Source organism: Parvibaculum sp. (genome assembly GCF_030651915.1).
In the GTDB taxonomy this organism is placed as follows: Bacteria; Pseudomonadota; Alphaproteobacteria; order Parvibaculales; family Parvibaculaceae; genus Parvibaculum.
In genome coordinates this window covers 197,265-214,008 of sequence record NZ_JAUSBV010000010.1, presented here as the reverse complement: position 1 = coordinate 214,008, position 16,744 = coordinate 197,265, and the positions used below count along the sequence as shown (strand labels likewise).

The window sequence follows — 16,744 nt, the reverse complement described above, 5'->3', positions numbered from 1 at the left end:
TCGGGATTTCACGTCGAACAGGGGCCGACATGGCGCGCAGCATTCTCATCACCGACATCGCCCATTTCGTCGGCGGACCTTCGGCCCGGGCCCTTCTGGCGGAAGGCGCCTCCGTCCATGGCGTCGATGCCAGCTTCACCGATGCGGCCGCCCGCGCCGCCTTCGAGAAAAAGGTCCCCGGCGTCCGGGCACTGGCCGCGCAGGACCCGCATGAGGCGGTCGCGGCCGTGCTGGAAGCCGAAGGCCAGCTCGATGTGCTGATCAACAACGATGCCTGGCCGGCCGTGCGCGGCGCCGTCGACGAAGCGACCGACAAGGACCTGCATGAGACTTTTGAGGCGCTGGTCTTCAAGTCCTTCGCCATGACCCGCGCAGCGGTGCCGCAAATGAAGGCGCAGAAGGCCGGCAAGATATTGTTTCTGTCGTCCGCCGCGCCGCTGAACGGCATTCCGAATTACAGCATCTATGCCGCCGCGCGCGGCGCGGCCAATTCGCTGGCGCTGACGCTGGCCAAGGAGCTTGCCGGCTTCAACATCCATGTCAATGCGCTGGGTTTCAACTTCATCGAAAGCCCGGACTATTTTCCGGCCGCGCTGATGGAAGACCCGAAATCGCGCGACAAGATCCTGTCGAACATTCCGTTGCGGCGCCTCGGCAAGCCCGAAGAGGCCGCCGCCATCGTTGCCTTCCTGTCGGGGCCGGGGTCGGACTTCATCACCGGACAGTTAATCCCGGTCGCCGGCGGCTGGGCGACGGCACGCTGATCCGCCACTGCCGCGATCCCGCCACGGAACCCGAAGCGCCGTATCCCGGCAGCTGTGCGGCGAATCACGACTCCGTGACAGCAAATCTTAACGTTTCCTGACCATCCTCGATGCGGATCAACAGCAACCGTGTGCGCATTCCGCCGTCGAGGGAATGGTGAAGCAGCTTGTCGTTTCGATAGCTATTCTCCTGACAACCGTCATCCTGAGCGTTGGCGGGGCCTGGGAGGATATTGACCTCTGGACGCTCGACCGGCGCATGGATCTTGTCGAGATCGAGCCGACCGGAACCCTTTCTGTCGTCGCGATCGACGTCCGGACATTACGTGCACTCAACCAGTGGCCGATATCGCGCCGGACACATGCGAAGGTCGTCGACATCCTGATCGAAAACGGCGCCAACCAGATTGCGCTCGATATCGACCTCAGCGGCGAGAGCTATCCCGAAGACAGCGCCATTCTGGCGGATGCCTTCGCGCGGGCATCGGGCCGCATCATACTGCCGATCTTCTTTCAGCGCGACGGCGACAGAAACACAACCAATGAAATCGTCGTCACGCGCCCGATGGCGCTGTTCGCGGAGCATGCATGGCTCGGCAATGTCAATGTGTCGCCCGAGCGGGATGGCCGTGTGCGGCGCGGATCCTACGGCGTCGAGCTCGATGGACAGTTCCATTTCTCTCTTCCCGCCCTGCTTGCGGGACGGGCCGACAGGGAGAAGCTTTTCTTCCACACCAATTACAGCATCGATACGCACGGCATCCCGAGAATCTCCTATATCGATCTGCTGAACGGCGAAGTCGGCCGGGATCAGATCGAAGGCCGGAAGTTCATCATCGGCGCAACGGCTGTCGAGCTCGGCGATCAGTTCGCTGTGCCGAAGCATGGCGTGATGTCGGGTCCCGCCATTCAGGCCATGGCCTATGAAACACTCGCCACGGGGACGGTCATCCGGCAGACGGACACGCCTGCCGTGATCGCCGGACTTGTCGTCATCGTATTTGCCGGCTTCTTCCTGCAAAAGCGGATGTCCTGGCTCCAGCTGCAACTGATCGGCATCGTCGCGCTGGTCACGCTGCAGGCGATCGGATTTCTCCTCTTCCGGAATCACGCCATCGACCTGAACCTGGCCGGATGGTCCGCCGCCATCCTGCTTGTCTGTTCGAGCGCCATTCTCTCGGAGATTGCGCGGCAGCGACGGCATATCCGGCAACAAAGGCTCGAGAATGAATATCGTCGCCTGCTGACCACCAGCGTGGTCAATGACAGTCCCGACGCGATCATCATCGCCGATGCCGAAGGGCAGATCGAAATGATCAACCCGGTTGCCGAACAGATGTTCGGCATCGACCGGCAACGGCTTGCGCCGGAGATGCGGCTTTCGGACATTCTTCCGGCAACGCTATTGCAGGCAACCGAGGCTGACGGGGACTTTCCCCGCGAATATCTGCTTGAAGACATGTCCGGTCCGCGCGGGGCCATGTGTCTGCGCTATACACTGAGCCGCTCACGGGTTCCCCGGACGCTGTCGGATGACGAGACCACGATGCGCGATCTCGTTACCTATACCTTTCACGATGTGACCGAAAGGCATGCGGCGGAGGAGGCGATCCGCGCCGCACACCGTCAGGAGCAGGAAGCCAGCCGGGCAAAAACCGAATTCATCGCGAATATGGGGCACGAACTCCGGACGCCGTTGAACGCGATCATCGGATTCTCGGAACTGATGACAGCCGAAATATTCGGCCCGCTGGGTGACGGAAGATACCGGCAATACGCGACGGATATCACCGACAGCGGCAAACATCTCCTGATGACGGTCAACGACATTCTGGACCTGTCGCGTATCGACTCGAACAAGGTCAGCCTGGCCGACGAGAACATCGATATCGCTGAAGCCACCGAAGCCTGCATCCGCATCGCCCGCTCCTGGAAAGAGGCTGCAGGAAAAACCTTCGCGATCGACTTCGATCACGCCTTCACGCAGCTCTGGGCCGATGCCGGCCTGTTCAAGCAGATGCTCACCAATCTCCTTTCCAATGCCGCGAAATTCAGCAAGCCGAACGACAGGATCACGATCCGCACTGCAATCGCAGCAGATGGCGGGTTTTGCCTGACGGTCGCCGATCCCGGTATCGGCATTGCCGCGGAGGACATCGAGCGCGTGACCGAGCCGTTCTACCAGGCCGACGGATCGCTCGCACGAAGCCATGAAGGCACGGGCCTGGGGCTTGCCCTCGTCAAGGCCTATATGAAGCTCCACGACGGACAGCTGCGGATCGAAAGCGTTCAGGGCGAAGGTACGACGGTCACGCTGCAGTTCCCGCCTGCCCGGCTGCGCCCTGCCCACGACGAAGCCGCTTCGGTCATGGCCGGCGCCTGAACCCGACGCCGGATGACGGCCAGGACGTCAGCCGATCCTAGAAGTTGATGGCGAGCGAAAAGAAGAACCGCGGACCGCGCCCATTCCCCTCATCGGCATCCCTGGTCAGCGGTTTCGCGATCTCCAGGCCGACATGGGTGCGCTCGCCCAGGTTGAAGCGTATACCGGCGCCCGCGGAGGAAAGGGAATCCCGGCCCGGCGGAAGACCGCTGCCGTTCCACACTGCGCCGATGTCGTAGAACAGATAACCGGTCGGCGACGACAAGGGTCCGACGTTCATTTCGGGCGAATAGGCGAGTTCGAGCGAACCGGACAGACCGTCGTCCCCCGTCAGTTCGCCATATTGATAGGCCCGTCCGAAACGCGCGCCGCCAAGCCCGAATTCCTCGGCCGACAGCAGCGGCACCGACGATATTTGACCGGCGAGCCGGGTCGAAAGCGAAAGACCGGTGACGAAAAGCTCCTGCTGACGATGGATTTCGCCGCTGAGCTTGGTGAAAGATCCGCCGCCATCCGCCCGCGACAAGGCCGGGTCGCCGCGCCGGGATGCGCCTGCAACGGACAGACCCTGGCTGATTTCGGCAGAAAGGAAATTTCCGCCCCCATAGCGATCCGTCGATGCGAAATCGATATGCCACCGCAGAACGACAAGCCGGTCGTCGAACACCGTGCCGAAATCGTTTTCTTCGCGCGCATCCCGGAAATCGGCCTTTGCCCCGGCCCATATTGACAGGCTGCGGCTGCGTTTGAGCGGATAGCGCAAGGCCACGCTGGTACTGAAGGCACTGCTTTCCGTGCCGACACTGGCAAGGCTGCCGCCGGCATCGACCCGGTTGTAAGTCGACGAGACACGCATCGTGAGGCCGGAAGGCCCGATCGGCAGCAGATAGCTGCCCTGAAAATACTGAAGTTCCTCGGGCGTTTCCGGCGCGGTGAAATAGGTCAGGCCGATCTGATCGTTCAGACCGAGCGGGTTGTTATAGGTCGCCGAAAGACCGAGCTGCAGCGGCCCTGCCGCACGCGTGCCGCGATTGTCGGTATAGACCGAGAATTCAAGCGGCTTTTCGACCAGAGCGAGTGAAAGTTCGTAGACGCCCTGCCGGTCCTCGTCTTCCTGCAGCGCGATATCCGAGACGGAAACCCCCGCGCTGTCGTGAAGAAGCAGGATCGCACGTTCCAGCATATCCTGTGTCGCAACCGGCGCCTCCAGAAGCGTCCGGAATATCGGACGATAGCGTTCAGGCGTATCGGTGCCGACCATCGTCAGCTTGCCGACACGGCCGGCCACGATGTCGATCGTCAGGATGCCGGCCACAATATGCTGCGGCGGAATGCGCGCATAGGACAGCGGGTATCCGGCATCCTTGAGACGCGTGGTGATCCGTTCGACGATCTTCATGATCGTCTGCTCGTCGACCTCGGTCGCCACATGAGATTCATAGGCCGATATCAGCTCGTCGGCCGGCAGCAGATCGGCGCCGCTGAGCTGGACACCGGCGAGCAGAAACGTACCTGTGTCCTGAATCGCTTCAACCTCGGGCCTGGCTTCGATCGACGGCCCATCCCCGCGCGGCGCCGCCGGTATGAAGCGCCGTTCGCTGTCCTGCAGTCCTCTTTCGACCTGGGTCGGGTCGAGCGAAGCGGCACGGAGCGTCGCCGGTGCGGTCGTATGAACAAGCGCAACAACGGCCGCGAGTCCGATCGCGTTTGCGCGATTTCGTCGGCTGGCAGAAGTGTTCAAATTCATCCGATCAAACCTCTTGCCGCTCGAATGTCCATTCCGTCAGTGACGAACAAACAGGCTTCCCGAAGGACCGATGGCCGTTAACGCCGCCTTAACCAGTGGCAACGCCTCGCTGCCAGTAGAACCCGCCCGGCATTAAGGTCGACTTAACCAGCCGGCGAAGAAGTGGAAAATACGGGCAGCGGGCATGGTATGAAAGTGATCGTTCAATGAGGCCAGGAGGCCACGCATATGTTCCGCATACATCGCAAGCTGAGCAGCGGAAGAATTCTTGCTGCAGCGGCCCTGATGTTCGCCGCATCGTCCGCGCATGCCGGAGGCTCTTCCTCATGGCATGTCGAAATGATGTCGGGCGAAGCCTACATCCAGACCGGCGGCGCGATGCCGGTGTCCCTGACGCCGAACGGCACGGTCGCACCGGGCGCCGTGATCGAAACCGGGGAGACCGGACGCGTGGTCCTTTCGCGCGGCACCGAATCCATCATGGTCTCCCCCAACAGCTCGATCGCGGTTTCGCCCGACAGCGACAGCGGCGGCATGACGCGCATCCTTCAGCGTGTCGGTACCATTCTGCTGCAGGTCGACAAGCAGGATCGTCAGCATTTCGAGGTTGAGACCCCCTATCTTGCCGCCGTCGTCAAAGGGACGAAATTCACCGTGTCGGTCGATGCCGAAGGCGCCGCGGTCCATGTCATGGAGGGCGCGGTCGAAACGATCGACCTCGACACCGGCGATGTGGGCATGGTCCGGCCCGGCCAGACGGCCCATACGCTGGCCAGCAAGGGAAGTGGACTCGAAGTCAGCGGACCCGGCGTGGAACCGGTTCAGCGCGGCAAGGATGCCGCGCGCGCGCAGGATACGCCCCGCGTCGCCCCCAAGGTCGAAGACCATGCACGCAGCGCCGGCAAGGCGATGGAAATCCATGCCGAACGGCGCGCCGCCGTCGACATCGCCAAATCGACCAACGGACTTGCGCGCGGGCTCGACATGAACGGTAACAACGGCAACGCCGCCCGAACGGATGATGCCGACAGCGACCCGGCGGTCCGCGCGACCGGAAACAGCGTCTCGCAGGTTGCCAGCGCCGGCCGTTCGGCCACCGCGCCCGGACAGTCGGGTTCCGCCCCGGGCGCCTCAGGCACAACGCCTGGTCAGTCGGGCGCAACCCCAGGCCTCTCGGGCACAACGCCCGGACAGTCGGGTAGCGCGCCGGGCCTTGCCGGGACCACGCCCGGACAGTCGGGTAGCGCGCCGGGCCTTGGCGGCTCCACGCCCGGACAGTCGGGCACGGCACCCGGCCTCGCTGGCTCCACGCCCGGGCAACCGGGCAGCGCGCCGGGCCTTGGCGGCTCCACGCCCGGACGGTCGGGCACCGCGCCCGGCCTCGTCGGCTCCACGCCCGGGCAATCGGGCAGCGCGCCCGGCCAGTCAGGCGGCTCCAATGGCAAATCCGGCGGCGCAGGTCGCCCGAGCTAGACGCAATCCGCCGGTCGCGCGCTAATTCAGCATCGCGACCGGCGCCAGCGTCGGTCCGATCTCGTCATGGATGACAAGATCGGCAATCTCGTCGAGCGGTGTCGGCTCGCGGTTGAGGATGGCCAGCATCGCACCGTTGCGTCTGGCAAGGATCGGAAAGCCGGCCGCCGGATAGACCTGCAGCGACGATCCGATCGCCAGGAAAAGATCGCAGCCCAGCGTCGCCTCCTCGGCGCGGCGCATTTCCTCTTCCGGCATCGCCTGACCGAACGAAATCGTTGCCGATTTGACGATGCCGCCGCAGGACTTGCAGACCGGCGCCGCCGGCGAGGCATCGTAGATCGCCTTCACTTCATGCAATTCGTGCCGCGCGCCGCAGTCGAGACATTTGGCATAAGTGCCGTTGCCATGCAGCTCGATGATGCGCTCGGCCGGCACGCCGGAATTCTGATGCAGATTGTCGATATTCTGCGTGATGACGTGGGAGGCCTTGCCGCTGTCGATCAGCTTGGCGATCGCCATATGGCCCTTGTTGGGTTCGGCGGCGACGATGGTCTTGTCGATCTCGAATTTCCGCCGCCAGGCCTCGCGGCGGAGCTCTTCCGAACGGATGAAGTCGGAAAAATCGATCGGCGCCATTTTGGTCCAGAGGCCGCCGGGGCTGCGGAAATCGGGAATGCCCGATTCCGTGCTGATCCCCGCGCCGGTGAAGATCACCACGCGATAGGCTTCTTCAATGGCCCGTTTGAGTTCGCTCGACATGCCCCGTCCGTTTTGACTTGCAGCCCTTCACCGGGGATGATGGTCGAAAATCTCCCTTCCGGCAAAGGCGTGACATGAAATATCTGCACACGATGGTCCGTGTCAGCGATCTCGACAAGTCGCTCGACTTCTACTGCAACAAGCTCGGCCTCGAAAATCTCGGCCGTTTCGACATCGAGGCCGGTCGCTTCTCGCTGGTCTTCCTCGCCGCACCCGGCCAGAAGGAGGCCCAGGTCGAGCTGACCTGGAACTGGGACCCGGAGGAACTGGGCGAAGGCCGCAATTTCGGCCATCTGGCCTATGAGGTCGAGAATATCTATGAAACCTGCGAGCGGTTGTTGAAGGCCGGCGTCACCATCAACCGCCCGCCCCGCGACGGCCGCATGGCCTTTGTGCGCTCGCCCGACAATGTCTCGATTGAATTGCTGCAGCACGGAAAGCCGCTCGATCCGGCCGAGCCATGGTCCTCGATGGAGAATAAGGGGCACTGGTAGGCGGCTTTGTGGTAGGGTTGGTTGTATGACGCACTGGAGCCGCATAGCCACCCTTTCGGCGGCGCTTCTATTCGGGCTTTCGGCCACCCCGCTGGCGGCCGACCCGTTTCTCCACGACGATCCCAATCTGCGGTTTCATCAAGGCCTTGACGACAGCATGCGGCCCGGGCTTTCGGCCATGCCGCGCTATGTCTCGCCCGAATGCTGCCAGCCGGGCCGGGGCTCAACCGACTCGATGGAATACAAGCGTCTCGAAGCGGCCCGCCTTCAGGCCGAACGCCGCGCCGCCTATGGCAACGACAATGAGCGCGAACGCCCCATGGCCTGCCGTATGGTGATGATGGACGCGCCGGACGCTTTTGGCCGCATCGGCCAGTGGCGCGCCGACGAATGCCTCGACGCTTCGGGCGCGCCCTATATCCGGCCGGGCAGCCAGTTCAACATGGGCTACTGAAGAACCGCTCTGCGGTGGGGGAAGTGGTACGCCCTAGGGGAGTCGAACCCCTCTTTCCAGAATGAAAATCTGGCGTCCTAACCGATAGACGAAGGGCGCACGGAAGGCCGGCGCGGGACAGCCCGAAGGCCAGCCATGAGCGCGCCTTATAAGCGGACGGGGCCCGGCTGGCAACCCCTGAAACCCGCCCCAACACTTCGAAAAAGCCCGGATTTCAGGGCGTGGCATCCCGCGTCGGCACCGCGTCCTCGAGCGTGAGCTGCACGTCGCGTTTTCCCTGCCAGTCATCGGCGGTCAGCCGCCCCGCGACATGCAGCAAGCCGCTGCCCCGGTCCATTAACGCCTGCCCGAGCGGCGTTTCGGCGGCGCGGAAGGCAATCGCCTTCAGCCGCCCGCCATCCTCGCCGGTCAGGATGCAGCGCACATGGGCACGGCCGACAATGTCGGCCTTCACCACCCGCACCGACGGCACCGCAAAGCGCGGTTCGGCATTGCCGGCGCCGTAAGGGCCCGCCTGCTGAATCAGGTCGTAGAGATCGCGCGTCGCGCCGCGCGCCGACAAGGCGCCATCGAGACGCAGCGCCTTGGCTTCCGATGCAGCGGCGACCGCATCTTCAAGGCGCTTCGTCAGAAATTCCTCGAAGGCTTCGAGTTTGCTCTCGTTGAGCGTGACGCCGGCCGCCATCGCATGGCCGCCGCCATTGACGATGAGGCCCGCCTCCAGCGCCGCCGTGACCGCGCGGCCGAGATCGACGCCCTGGATCGAACGGCCCGACCCCTTGCCCTCGCCCCTGGCGTCGAAGGCCAGCACCATGGACGGCCGGTCGTATTTGTCCTTGAGGCGGCTCGCCACAATGCCGATGACGCCCGGATGCCAGCCCTGCGCCTGCGCCAGAATGAGCGGCGGCAGCGCATTGGCGCGTGACGCACTGAGTTTTGCCTCGACCTGCGCCAGCGCCTCTTCGAGCACCTGCGCCTCGATCGACTGCCGTTCGGCATTCATCACATTGAGTTCTTCGGCAAGATGGCGCGCCTCCTCCTCGTCCTCCGTCACCAGCAGCCGCGCCCCGAGATCGGAACGGCCGACACGGCCGCCGGCATTGACGCGCGGCCCGAGCAGAAAGCCGAGGTGATAGGTCGAGGGCGCACCGTTCATGCGCGCCACATCGGCCAGCGCCGCCATGCCGATATTGCGCCGCCGCCCCATGACGCGCAGCCCCTGCGCGACGAAGGCGCGGTTGAGGCCGGTCAGCGGCACCACATCGCAAACCGTGCCGAGCGCCACCAGATCGAGCCATTGCATCAGATCGGGTTCGTCGCGGCCGGCATAGTAACCCGCCTCGCGCAGCGCCCGGTTGATGGCGACAATAAAGAGAAAGGCAACGCCGACGGCAGCCAGTTGACCCAGACCGCTGTCGTCGTCGAGACGGTTCGGATTGACCAGCGCATAGGCCGGCGGCAATGCAGGTTCCGCCTGATGATGATCGATGACGACCGAGGGCAGGCCCGCATCGGCGGCCAGCCCCAGCGCCTTGTGCGCCATGGTGCCGCAATCGACGGTGACAACGAGATCGATGCCGTCCTGCTTCAGTTTCAGCAGCGCCGGGGCGTTGGGCCCGTAGCCTTCGCGGATGCGATCGGGAATATAAACGCGCAGCTCGCGGCCGGCGGCGCGGAAGAAACGATAGAGCAGCGCCGAGGAGGTTGCGCCATCGACATCGTAATCGCCGAAGACCGCGACCTTCTCGTCATCGATGATCGCCCTGGCAACGCGCAAGGCCGCCTTTTCCATGTCGATGAGAACGCGCGGATCGGGCATCAGGCTTTTCAGCGACGGCGCCAGATAGGCCGCGCAATCCTCCGGCAGCACGCCGCGCCCGGCCAGCACGCGGGCGACGATCTCGGGCAGGCCTTCGCGCTGCGCAATCGCCAGCGCCAGCCGGTCGTCCCCCAGACGGCTCACCCAGGCGCGGCCCGTCACCGAGCGATCGACGCCTAGAAAGTTGCGGGGAGCTGGCATCGGGTCTTTGTCCCGTCATTGGCCGAATGGGCACCGGCGGCGAATGAAGCATCCCACCCTCCCCTGGGGAGGGTGCGAAGGAAGACGGCAACCCGTCAGGCAGTCTAGCTGAACTTCTCGATATTCGAATGGAACGAGTTGAGGCGCCGCACCGTGCCGGTCGCCGAGCGCATGACGATCGTATGGGTCGTCACACCGCCATTCACATGATGCACGCCGTCGAGCAGCCAGCCATCGGTGACGCCGGTGGCGGCGAAAATGACATCGCCCGAGGCCATCTCGTTCATCGTGTACTTCTTGTTGAAATCCTTGACGCCCATTTTGGCGGCGCGAACCTTCTGTTCCTCGACATTGGTGACCAGACGGCCCTGCATCTGGCCGCCGATGCATCGGAGTGCCGCCGCCGCCAGAACGCCTTCGGGCGCCCCACCGACACCCATATAGATGTCGACACCGGTTTCGGGATCGGTGGTGGCAATGACGCCGGCAATGTCGCCATCGGTGATCAGCGTCACGCGCGCGCCGGCATCGCGCACGGCGCGAATAAGATCGGCATGGCGCGGCCGGTCGAGAATGCAAACCGTGAGCGCCGACACTTCGACCTTCTTGGCTTTCGCCAGCGCCTTGAGGTTTTCAAGCGGCGTCGCGTCGAGATCGACCAGCCCTTCGGGAAAGCCCCCGCCGATCGCGATCTTGTCCATATAGGTATCGGGCGCATTGAGCAGCGTGCCGCCTTCCGCCGCGGCCAGCACCGCCATCGCATTCGGCATCGCCTTGGCGGTCAGCGTCGTGCCTTCCAGCGGATCGAGCGCGATATCGACCTTGGGGCCTTTGCCCGTACCAACCTTCTCGCCGATATAAAGCATCGGCGCCTCGTCGCGCTCGCCCTCGCCGATCACCACCACACCGTCGATGTCGAGGACGTTGAGTTCCTTGCGCATCGCGTCGACCGCGGCCTGATCGGCCGACTTCTCGTCGCCGCGCCCGACCCAGAGCGACGACCGAACCGCCGCACGCTCGGTGACGCGCCCCATTTCGAGCGCCAGCATGCGGTTCAGGTTGGTGATCTTCGTCGCCATCGAAATTTCCTTCCAGTCTCGCGCGGCCTCAACCGCGCGCTTTGTCGTCCGCGCCTGTCAGCGCAGTTCCCCGTCTTCTATTCTCAAAACCAGCGGTGTGCCCGCGACATCTTCGTGTTCTGCCAAATGTGCCCGCGCGCGGGCCATTGTGCCCTCGTCGGTCGCATGCGTCACGAACACGACCGGAAGCCTCCCGCTGCCATCCTGCCGGTCGCCGCGCTGCACGATGCGCTCGATCGAGACCGAGGCCTGCGCCAGCGCCTGCGTGATCGCCGCCATGCTGCCGGCGCGGTCGACCGCCCGCACCCGAAGATAAAATGCCTTTTTGTGTGTATCCACAGGGGCTTGAACGAGTTTCTTGAGACGGTCCGCCGGCACGATAAAGGGCGCCAGGATGAGCCCGCGCGCAATGTCGACAATATCGGAAATGACCGCCGACGCCGTTGGTCCCTCGCCGGCGCCGCGGCCCTCAAGCACCATATGGCCGACGCGGTCGGCATCGACGGCGACCGCATTATAAACGCCCGACACGGCGGCCAGCGGCGTCCCCTCCGGCACCAGCGCCGGATGCACGCGCTGCACGATGCCGCTGTCGAGCTTCTCGGCAATCGCCAGCAGCCGGATCTTGTAGCCGAACTCGCGCGCAAAGGAGATGTCGGTGGCGCTGATCTTCTCGATGCCTTCGATCTGCACGGCGCCGAAATCGACTTCCGTGCCGAAGGCAAGGCTGGTCAGGATCGCCAGCTTGTGCGCGGCGTCGATGCCGCCGACATCGAACGACGGATCGGCTTCGGCATAGCCGAGCGCCTGCGCGTCCTTCAGCACATCGCCGAAATCGCGGCCGGTCGTCTCCATCTCGGTCAGGATGTAATTGCAGGTCCCGTTGAGAATACCGTGAATGCTGCGGATCTCGTTGGCCGCCAGCGCCTCGCGCATGGTCTTGACGATCGGAATGCCGCCGGCCACCGCCGCCTCGTAATTGAGCGCAACACCCTTCGCTTCCGCCAGCCGCGCAAGGTTCGCGCCATGATGGGCGAGAAGCGCCTTGTTGGCGGTGACGACATGCTTGCCGGCTTTCAGCGCCGCCTCGACGAGGTCGCGCGCCACGCCTTCCGAACCGCCGATCATCTCGGCGACGACATCGATGTCGTCCGCCGTTGCCAGCGCCAGCGCGTCGCGTTCGAAGCGGACGCCGGTGAGGTCGATGCCGCGATCCTTGTTGCTGTCGCGCGCCGACACCGCCACGATCTCGATGGCGCGCCCGGTCGCGGCCGACAAATGAGCCGCGCGCGCGGCCAAAATCTTGACCACGCCCGCCCCCACCGTGCCGAGGCCGGCAATTCCGATCCGCAGCGGCTTTGTCACGTCCGGCCCGCCCTCGTTGAACTGGGGTGCGGCACGACGCGCGATTTGATGCCGACGCGCTCTTCATATTCGGCGATGATCTGGTCGGCATGCGTCATCATGCGCTTGACGTTGCGCGCCGCCTGTCGGATGCGCTGTTCGTTCTCGACAAGGCCGATGCGCACATGGCCATCGCCATATTCGCCGAAGCCGATGCCCGGCGCGACGGCGACATCGGCCTGTTCGAGCAGCAGCGTCGCAAAACCCATCGAGCCGAGATGGCGGAATTTTTCGGGGATCGGCGACCAGGCGAACATGCTGGCCGGCGGCGAGGGAATATCCCAGCCGGCGCGGCTCATGCTGTCGACCAGCACGTCGCGGCGATGCTTGTAGATGCCGCGAATTTCCGCGACGCAATCCTGCGGGCCATTGAGGGCCGCCGTCGCCGCCACCTGGATCGGCGTGAAGGCGCCGTAATCGAGATAGGATTTGACGCGGCCCAGCGCATTGATCAGCCGCTCATTGCCGACCGCAAAGCCCATGCGCCAGCCCGGCATGGCGAAGGTCTTGGAGAGCGAAGTGAACTCGACCGTGCGCTCGCGTGCGCCCGGCACCTGCAATATCGAGGGCGGCGGATTGCCGTCGAAATAGATTTCCGAATAGGCGAGATCGGAAATCACGAAGAGATCGTGCTTGGCGGCAAAGGCGATCACCTCGCGGTAGAAATCGAGATCGGCGACCTGCGCCGTCGGGTTCGAGGGATAGGACACGACCAGCGCCACGGGCTTGGGCACGCTGTGGCGCACGCCGCGTTCCAGCATCTCGAAAAAGCCATCTGCGCTCTCGAACGGCACCGAGCGGATGACGGCGCCCGAAATGATGAAGCCGAAGGCATGGATCGGATAGCTCGGATTGGGACAGAGAATGACATCGCCCGGCGCCGTGATCGCCTGCGCCAGATTGGCCAGCCCCTCTTTCGAGCCCAGCGTCGCGATGACTTCGGTTTCCGGATTGAGCGTCACACCGAAGCGGCGCTCGTAATAAGCCGCCTGCGCCCGCCTGAGCCCCGGAATGCCGCGCGAGGCCGAATAGCGATGCGTCTTCGGATCGCGCACCGCCTCGATCAGCTTCTCGACGATATGCGGCGGCGTCGGCATGTCGGGATTGCCCATGCCGAAATCGATGATGTCCTTGCCCTCGGCGCGCGCCTTGGCCTTGAGCTTGTTGACGCTCTCGAAAACGTAAGGCGGCAAGCGCTTTATGCGATGAAACTCTTCGCTCATGGCAGATTCCTGGAGACGCTGAAAACCCGCAAGACCCGGGCACAGGGCGCCCTTATAACGCCAAAGGACGCCCCGCCAAAGCCCTGCGAGCCATCTGACAAGGGGAAATCCGGCGGAAAGGCGGCCGGCGGGGCCTCAGGGCTGGCTGGCTTCCGGTGCCTGGCCGATGACCGGCTTCACCGTCACCCGCTTGGTCGGTGCGGGCGTCACTTCCGGGCCGCTATCGACACCGGAGGATGAGGCCGGCGCCGGCGCGGCGGCGGCAGCGCCGTCCTCGGTCACCACGGCGGCCTCGCTGGCCGTCGGCGCCCGGGCCGCGGTTTCGATCTTGAACACGGCCGTCATGTCGCTATGTCCGCCACGTGCCGGCATCGGAATGATCGGCGCCTGCTCGTAAAGCGACCGCCGCTCGTACTCGGGGTCGGCCGGAACCTCGCCTAGCGGCGGCAGCGGCGGCGGCAAGGGGCCGGCGCGGCTTGTCGAGGCCGGCGCCGCCGTGCCGCTGCGCAAAAGCTGGTCGGCATAGCGCGCCTGCGTGCGATCGTCGGCAAGCCCGTCGGCGATGCGTTGCTGCTCGGCGGCCGACGTCACCTCGGGGGCCTGAGCGGGCACGCTGCGCAGGTCCGGAAAGGTCGCGTCCGCCGATGCCGGCGCCGGTGCGCCGCCATACATGGCTTCGGGCTTGGCGGTGTCGGACATCGCCGAACAGCCGGCGAGCATCAGCCCTGCCAGAAGCACCGCTGCCGTCGCCGGTCCCGTCTTCGCCTGAGCGGACATCTCTCGAACTCCCTTGAATTTTCTTTCGTCCAGCCCGTCCGGTCGCGCGCGCAAGCGGCGTCATCCGGCGGACATGAACAAGCGTATAGTATAGGCTTCGGCAGTGGAAGATTTTGTCGTTGCCGGGGTGTGACAGAGCGCCCCGCCGGCCCATATCTCTGCCATATTGAAGGGTAAATCGACCCGGAAACGCCCCCAGGGATCACCGATGAGTTCGCCGAAAAGCCGCAAGAACAAAGCCTCCCCGCCCCACAAACCGACGCCCGGGAAAGCCGTTGCGGAGACCGCCCCCCGGGGCTTCGCGGTCCCCGATATGGGGGCGCTCGCCGTCAATCTGCTGCAGGCGGCAACGCTGGGCCAGAAGGCCGCCCGGCAATTGATGAACGCCGACGATTCGGCCGGCAGCGCCGACCGCAGCCTGCACGACCTGCAGCGTGTCGGCCGCACCCTGGCCGCGGTCGCCGGCAGCTACCTGCGCAATCCGGCGAAAATCGTCGAGGCGCAACTGTCCTTCTGGCAGGGCTACATGAACCTGGCCGGCTCGATGACGCGCCGCTTCCTGCTCGGCGAGGACGTCCCGCCGGTGGCCAGCCCGAGCCGCAGCGACAAGCGCTTCCGCGATCCCGACTGGCAGGAAAACATCGTCTTCGACCTGATGAAGCAATCCTACCTGCTGGCCGGCAAATGGCTGACCGAGCGCGTCCGCGCCGCCGAAGGCGTCGATCCGCATACCCGCGAACAGGCCGACTTCTATGTCCGCCAGATCGCCAATGCGATTTCGCCCTCGAACTTCGTCTTCACCAATCCGGAAATCCTGCGCACGACGCTGGCCTCGAACGGCGAAAACCTGGTCGCCGGCATGGAACGCCTGCTGGAAGACATCGAGCGCGGCCACGGCCATATCGACATCCAGCAGACCGACATGTCGGCCTTCACGCTGGGCGTCAATGTCGCGACGACGCCGGGCAAGGTCGTCTTCCAGAACGAGTTGATGCAGCTCATTCAATATGAGCCGACAACCGAAAAGGTCCACAAGCGCCCGCTGGTGATCTTCCCGCCCTGGATCAACAAATATTACATCCTCGATCTGACGCCCGAAAAATCCTTCATCAAGCACGCGGTCGACAAGGGCTACACGGTCTTCATCGCCAGCTGGGTCAATCCCGATGCGAAGCTCGCCTTGAAGACCTTCGAGGATTACATGACGCAGGGCGTCTATGCGGCGCTCGATGCGGTCGAACAGGCGACCGGCGAGACGGAAGTCAACGCCGTCGGCTATTGCATCGGCGGCACGCTCTTGGCCTGCGCGCTCGCCCACATGGCGGCGCGCGGCGACGCCCGTATCAAATCGGCGACCTTCCTCGTTGCCCAGATGGACTTCACCGAAGCCGGCGAACTGAAAGTCTTCATCGACGAGGAACAGATCGCCGACATCGAGCGCCAGATGCATCAGGAAGGCGGCTATCTGAAGGGCTCGACCATGGCCTCGACCTTCAACATGCTGCGCTCGAACGACCTGATCTGGAACTATGTCGTCAACAACTACCTCTTGGGCCGCGAGCCGATGCCCTTCGACATCCTGTTCTGGAACGCCGACGCGACGCGCCTGCCATCGGCCATGCATGTCGGGTACTTGCGCGAATGCTATCTCGAAAACAAGCTCGCCGAAGGCCGCATGGTGCTCGGCGGCGAAACGCTCGACCTGCATAAAGTCAAAGTGCCGGTCTATCTGCAATCGAGCCGCGAGGATCACATCTCGCCCTACAACTCCGTCTACAAGGCGACGAAGCTTTTCGGCGGCCCGGTGCGCTTCATCTGCGCCGGCTCCGGCCACATCGCCGGCGTCATCAACCCGCCGGCGCTGAACAAATACAATCACTGGCTCAACGACAACCTCCCCGCCACCGCCGCCGAATGGATCGAGGGCGCCACCGACCACAAGGGCTCCTGGTGGCCGGACTGGGAACAATGGCTCTCGGAAAAATCAGGCCCGATGGTCCCCGCGCGCAAACCCGGCAGCGGCAAACTCAAGGTGCTGGAAGATGCACCGGGCTCTTACGTGCTGGTGAAGAGCGAGGACTGAGGGCGCGGATATTCCGTACACGCCCGACTTTCGGTGCCACCCCGTATTCGTCATTACGAGGTGAAGGGTGTAAACAACCAT

General features: G+C 64.2%; 13 protein-coding genes and 1 tRNA gene. 6 read left to right on the top strand and 8 right to left on the bottom strand.

The window, feature by feature from the left end:
- Positions 1–29: 29 nt before the first annotated feature.
- Both Q7V31_RS15035 and Q7V31_RS15030 read left to right on the top strand, forming a co-directional pair.
- Positions 30–764 (top strand): SDR family oxidoreductase, encoded by a 735-nt coding sequence (locus tag Q7V31_RS15035; RefSeq protein ID WP_304735453.1) that lies wholly within the window; start codon positions 30–32, stop codon positions 762–764.
- Between the two features lie 154 nt (positions 765–918).
- On the top strand, positions 919–3,147 hold the full coding sequence (locus tag Q7V31_RS15030; protein ID WP_304735452.1) for a CHASE2 domain-containing protein: 2,229 nt from the start codon (positions 919–921) through the stop codon (positions 3,145–3,147).
- Positions 3,148–3,184: 37 nt separating this feature from the next.
- On the opposite strand, the gene Q7V31_RS15025 is transcribed toward Q7V31_RS15030, so the two are convergent.
- Positions 3,185–4,894 carry a ShlB/FhaC/HecB family hemolysin secretion/activation protein gene (locus Q7V31_RS15025; RefSeq protein WP_304735450.1) on the bottom strand — a complete coding sequence of 570 codons (1,710 nt, stop codon included), beginning with the start codon at positions 4,892–4,894 and terminating at the stop codon, positions 3,185–3,187.
- A gap of 228 nt (positions 4,895–5,122) precedes the next feature.
- Here Q7V31_RS15025 and Q7V31_RS15020 point away from each other — a divergent pair, with 228 nt between their 5' ends.
- Positions 5,123–6,367 (top strand): FecR domain-containing protein, encoded by a 1,245-nt coding sequence (locus tag Q7V31_RS15020; RefSeq protein ID WP_304735449.1) that lies wholly within the window; start codon positions 5,123–5,125, stop codon positions 6,365–6,367.
- A 21-nt stretch (positions 6,368–6,388) separates the two neighbouring features.
- Here Q7V31_RS15020 and Q7V31_RS15015 read toward each other — a convergent pair whose 3' ends face one another.
- Positions 6,389–7,129, bottom strand: coding sequence for a Sir2 family NAD-dependent protein deacetylase (locus tag Q7V31_RS15015; RefSeq protein ID WP_304735447.1), 741 nt, complete (start codon positions 7,127–7,129; stop codon positions 6,389–6,391).
- Between the two features lie 74 nt (positions 7,130–7,203).
- On the opposite strand from Q7V31_RS15015, the gene Q7V31_RS15010 reads away from it, so the two are divergent.
- A complete protein-coding gene (locus Q7V31_RS15010; RefSeq protein WP_304735446.1) occupies positions 7,204–7,623 on the top strand; it encodes a VOC family protein in 420 nt (139 codons plus the stop codon).
- 25 nt (positions 7,624–7,648) lie between these two features.
- Positions 7,649–8,077, top strand: coding sequence for a hypothetical protein (locus Q7V31_RS15005; protein ID WP_304735444.1), 429 nt, complete (start codon positions 7,649–7,651; stop codon positions 8,075–8,077).
- 24 nt (positions 8,078–8,101) lie between these two features.
- Here the strand turns inward: Q7V31_RS15005 and Q7V31_RS15000 are convergent.
- The 6 genes from Q7V31_RS15000 to Q7V31_RS14975 all read right to left on the bottom strand — a co-directional run bounded on the left by Q7V31_RS15000 (position 8,102) and on the right by Q7V31_RS14975 (position 14,580).
- Positions 8,102–8,176, bottom strand: a tRNA-Glu gene (locus tag Q7V31_RS15000).
- A gap of 115 nt (positions 8,177–8,291) precedes the next feature.
- The gene (gene recJ, locus Q7V31_RS14995) at positions 8,292–10,097 is read right to left on the bottom strand and encodes a single-stranded-DNA-specific exonuclease RecJ (RefSeq protein ID WP_304735443.1); all 1,806 of its coding nucleotides are present in this window, start codon (positions 10,095–10,097) and stop codon (positions 8,292–8,294) included.
- 104 nt (positions 10,098–10,201) lie between these two features.
- The gene (gene glpX / locus Q7V31_RS14990) at positions 10,202–11,176 is read right to left on the bottom strand and encodes a class II fructose-bisphosphatase (RefSeq protein WP_304735442.1); all 975 of its coding nucleotides are present in this window, start codon (positions 11,174–11,176) and stop codon (positions 10,202–10,204) included.
- A 57-nt stretch (positions 11,177–11,233) separates the two neighbouring features.
- Positions 11,234–12,541, bottom strand: coding sequence for a homoserine dehydrogenase (locus Q7V31_RS14985; RefSeq protein WP_304735441.1), 1,308 nt, complete (start codon positions 12,539–12,541; stop codon positions 11,234–11,236).
- Positions 12,538–13,803: an LL-diaminopimelate aminotransferase gene (locus Q7V31_RS14980; RefSeq protein WP_304735440.1), complete on the bottom strand. Its 1,266-nt coding sequence runs from the start codon at positions 13,801–13,803 to the stop codon at positions 12,538–12,540. The genes Q7V31_RS14985 and Q7V31_RS14980 overlap by 4 nt, the downstream gene beginning before the upstream one ends.
- 135 nt (positions 13,804–13,938) lie before the next feature.
- Positions 13,939–14,580, bottom strand: a complete 642-nt coding sequence (locus Q7V31_RS14975) for a hypothetical protein (RefSeq protein WP_304735439.1) — start codon at positions 14,578–14,580, stop codon at positions 13,939–13,941.
- A gap of 208 nt (positions 14,581–14,788) precedes the next feature.
- Here Q7V31_RS14975 and Q7V31_RS14970 point away from each other — a divergent pair, with 208 nt between their 5' ends.
- A complete protein-coding gene (locus Q7V31_RS14970; protein WP_304735438.1) occupies positions 14,789–16,663 on the top strand; it encodes an alpha/beta hydrolase in 1,875 nt (624 codons plus the stop codon).
- Positions 16,664–16,744 lie beyond the last annotated feature (81 nt).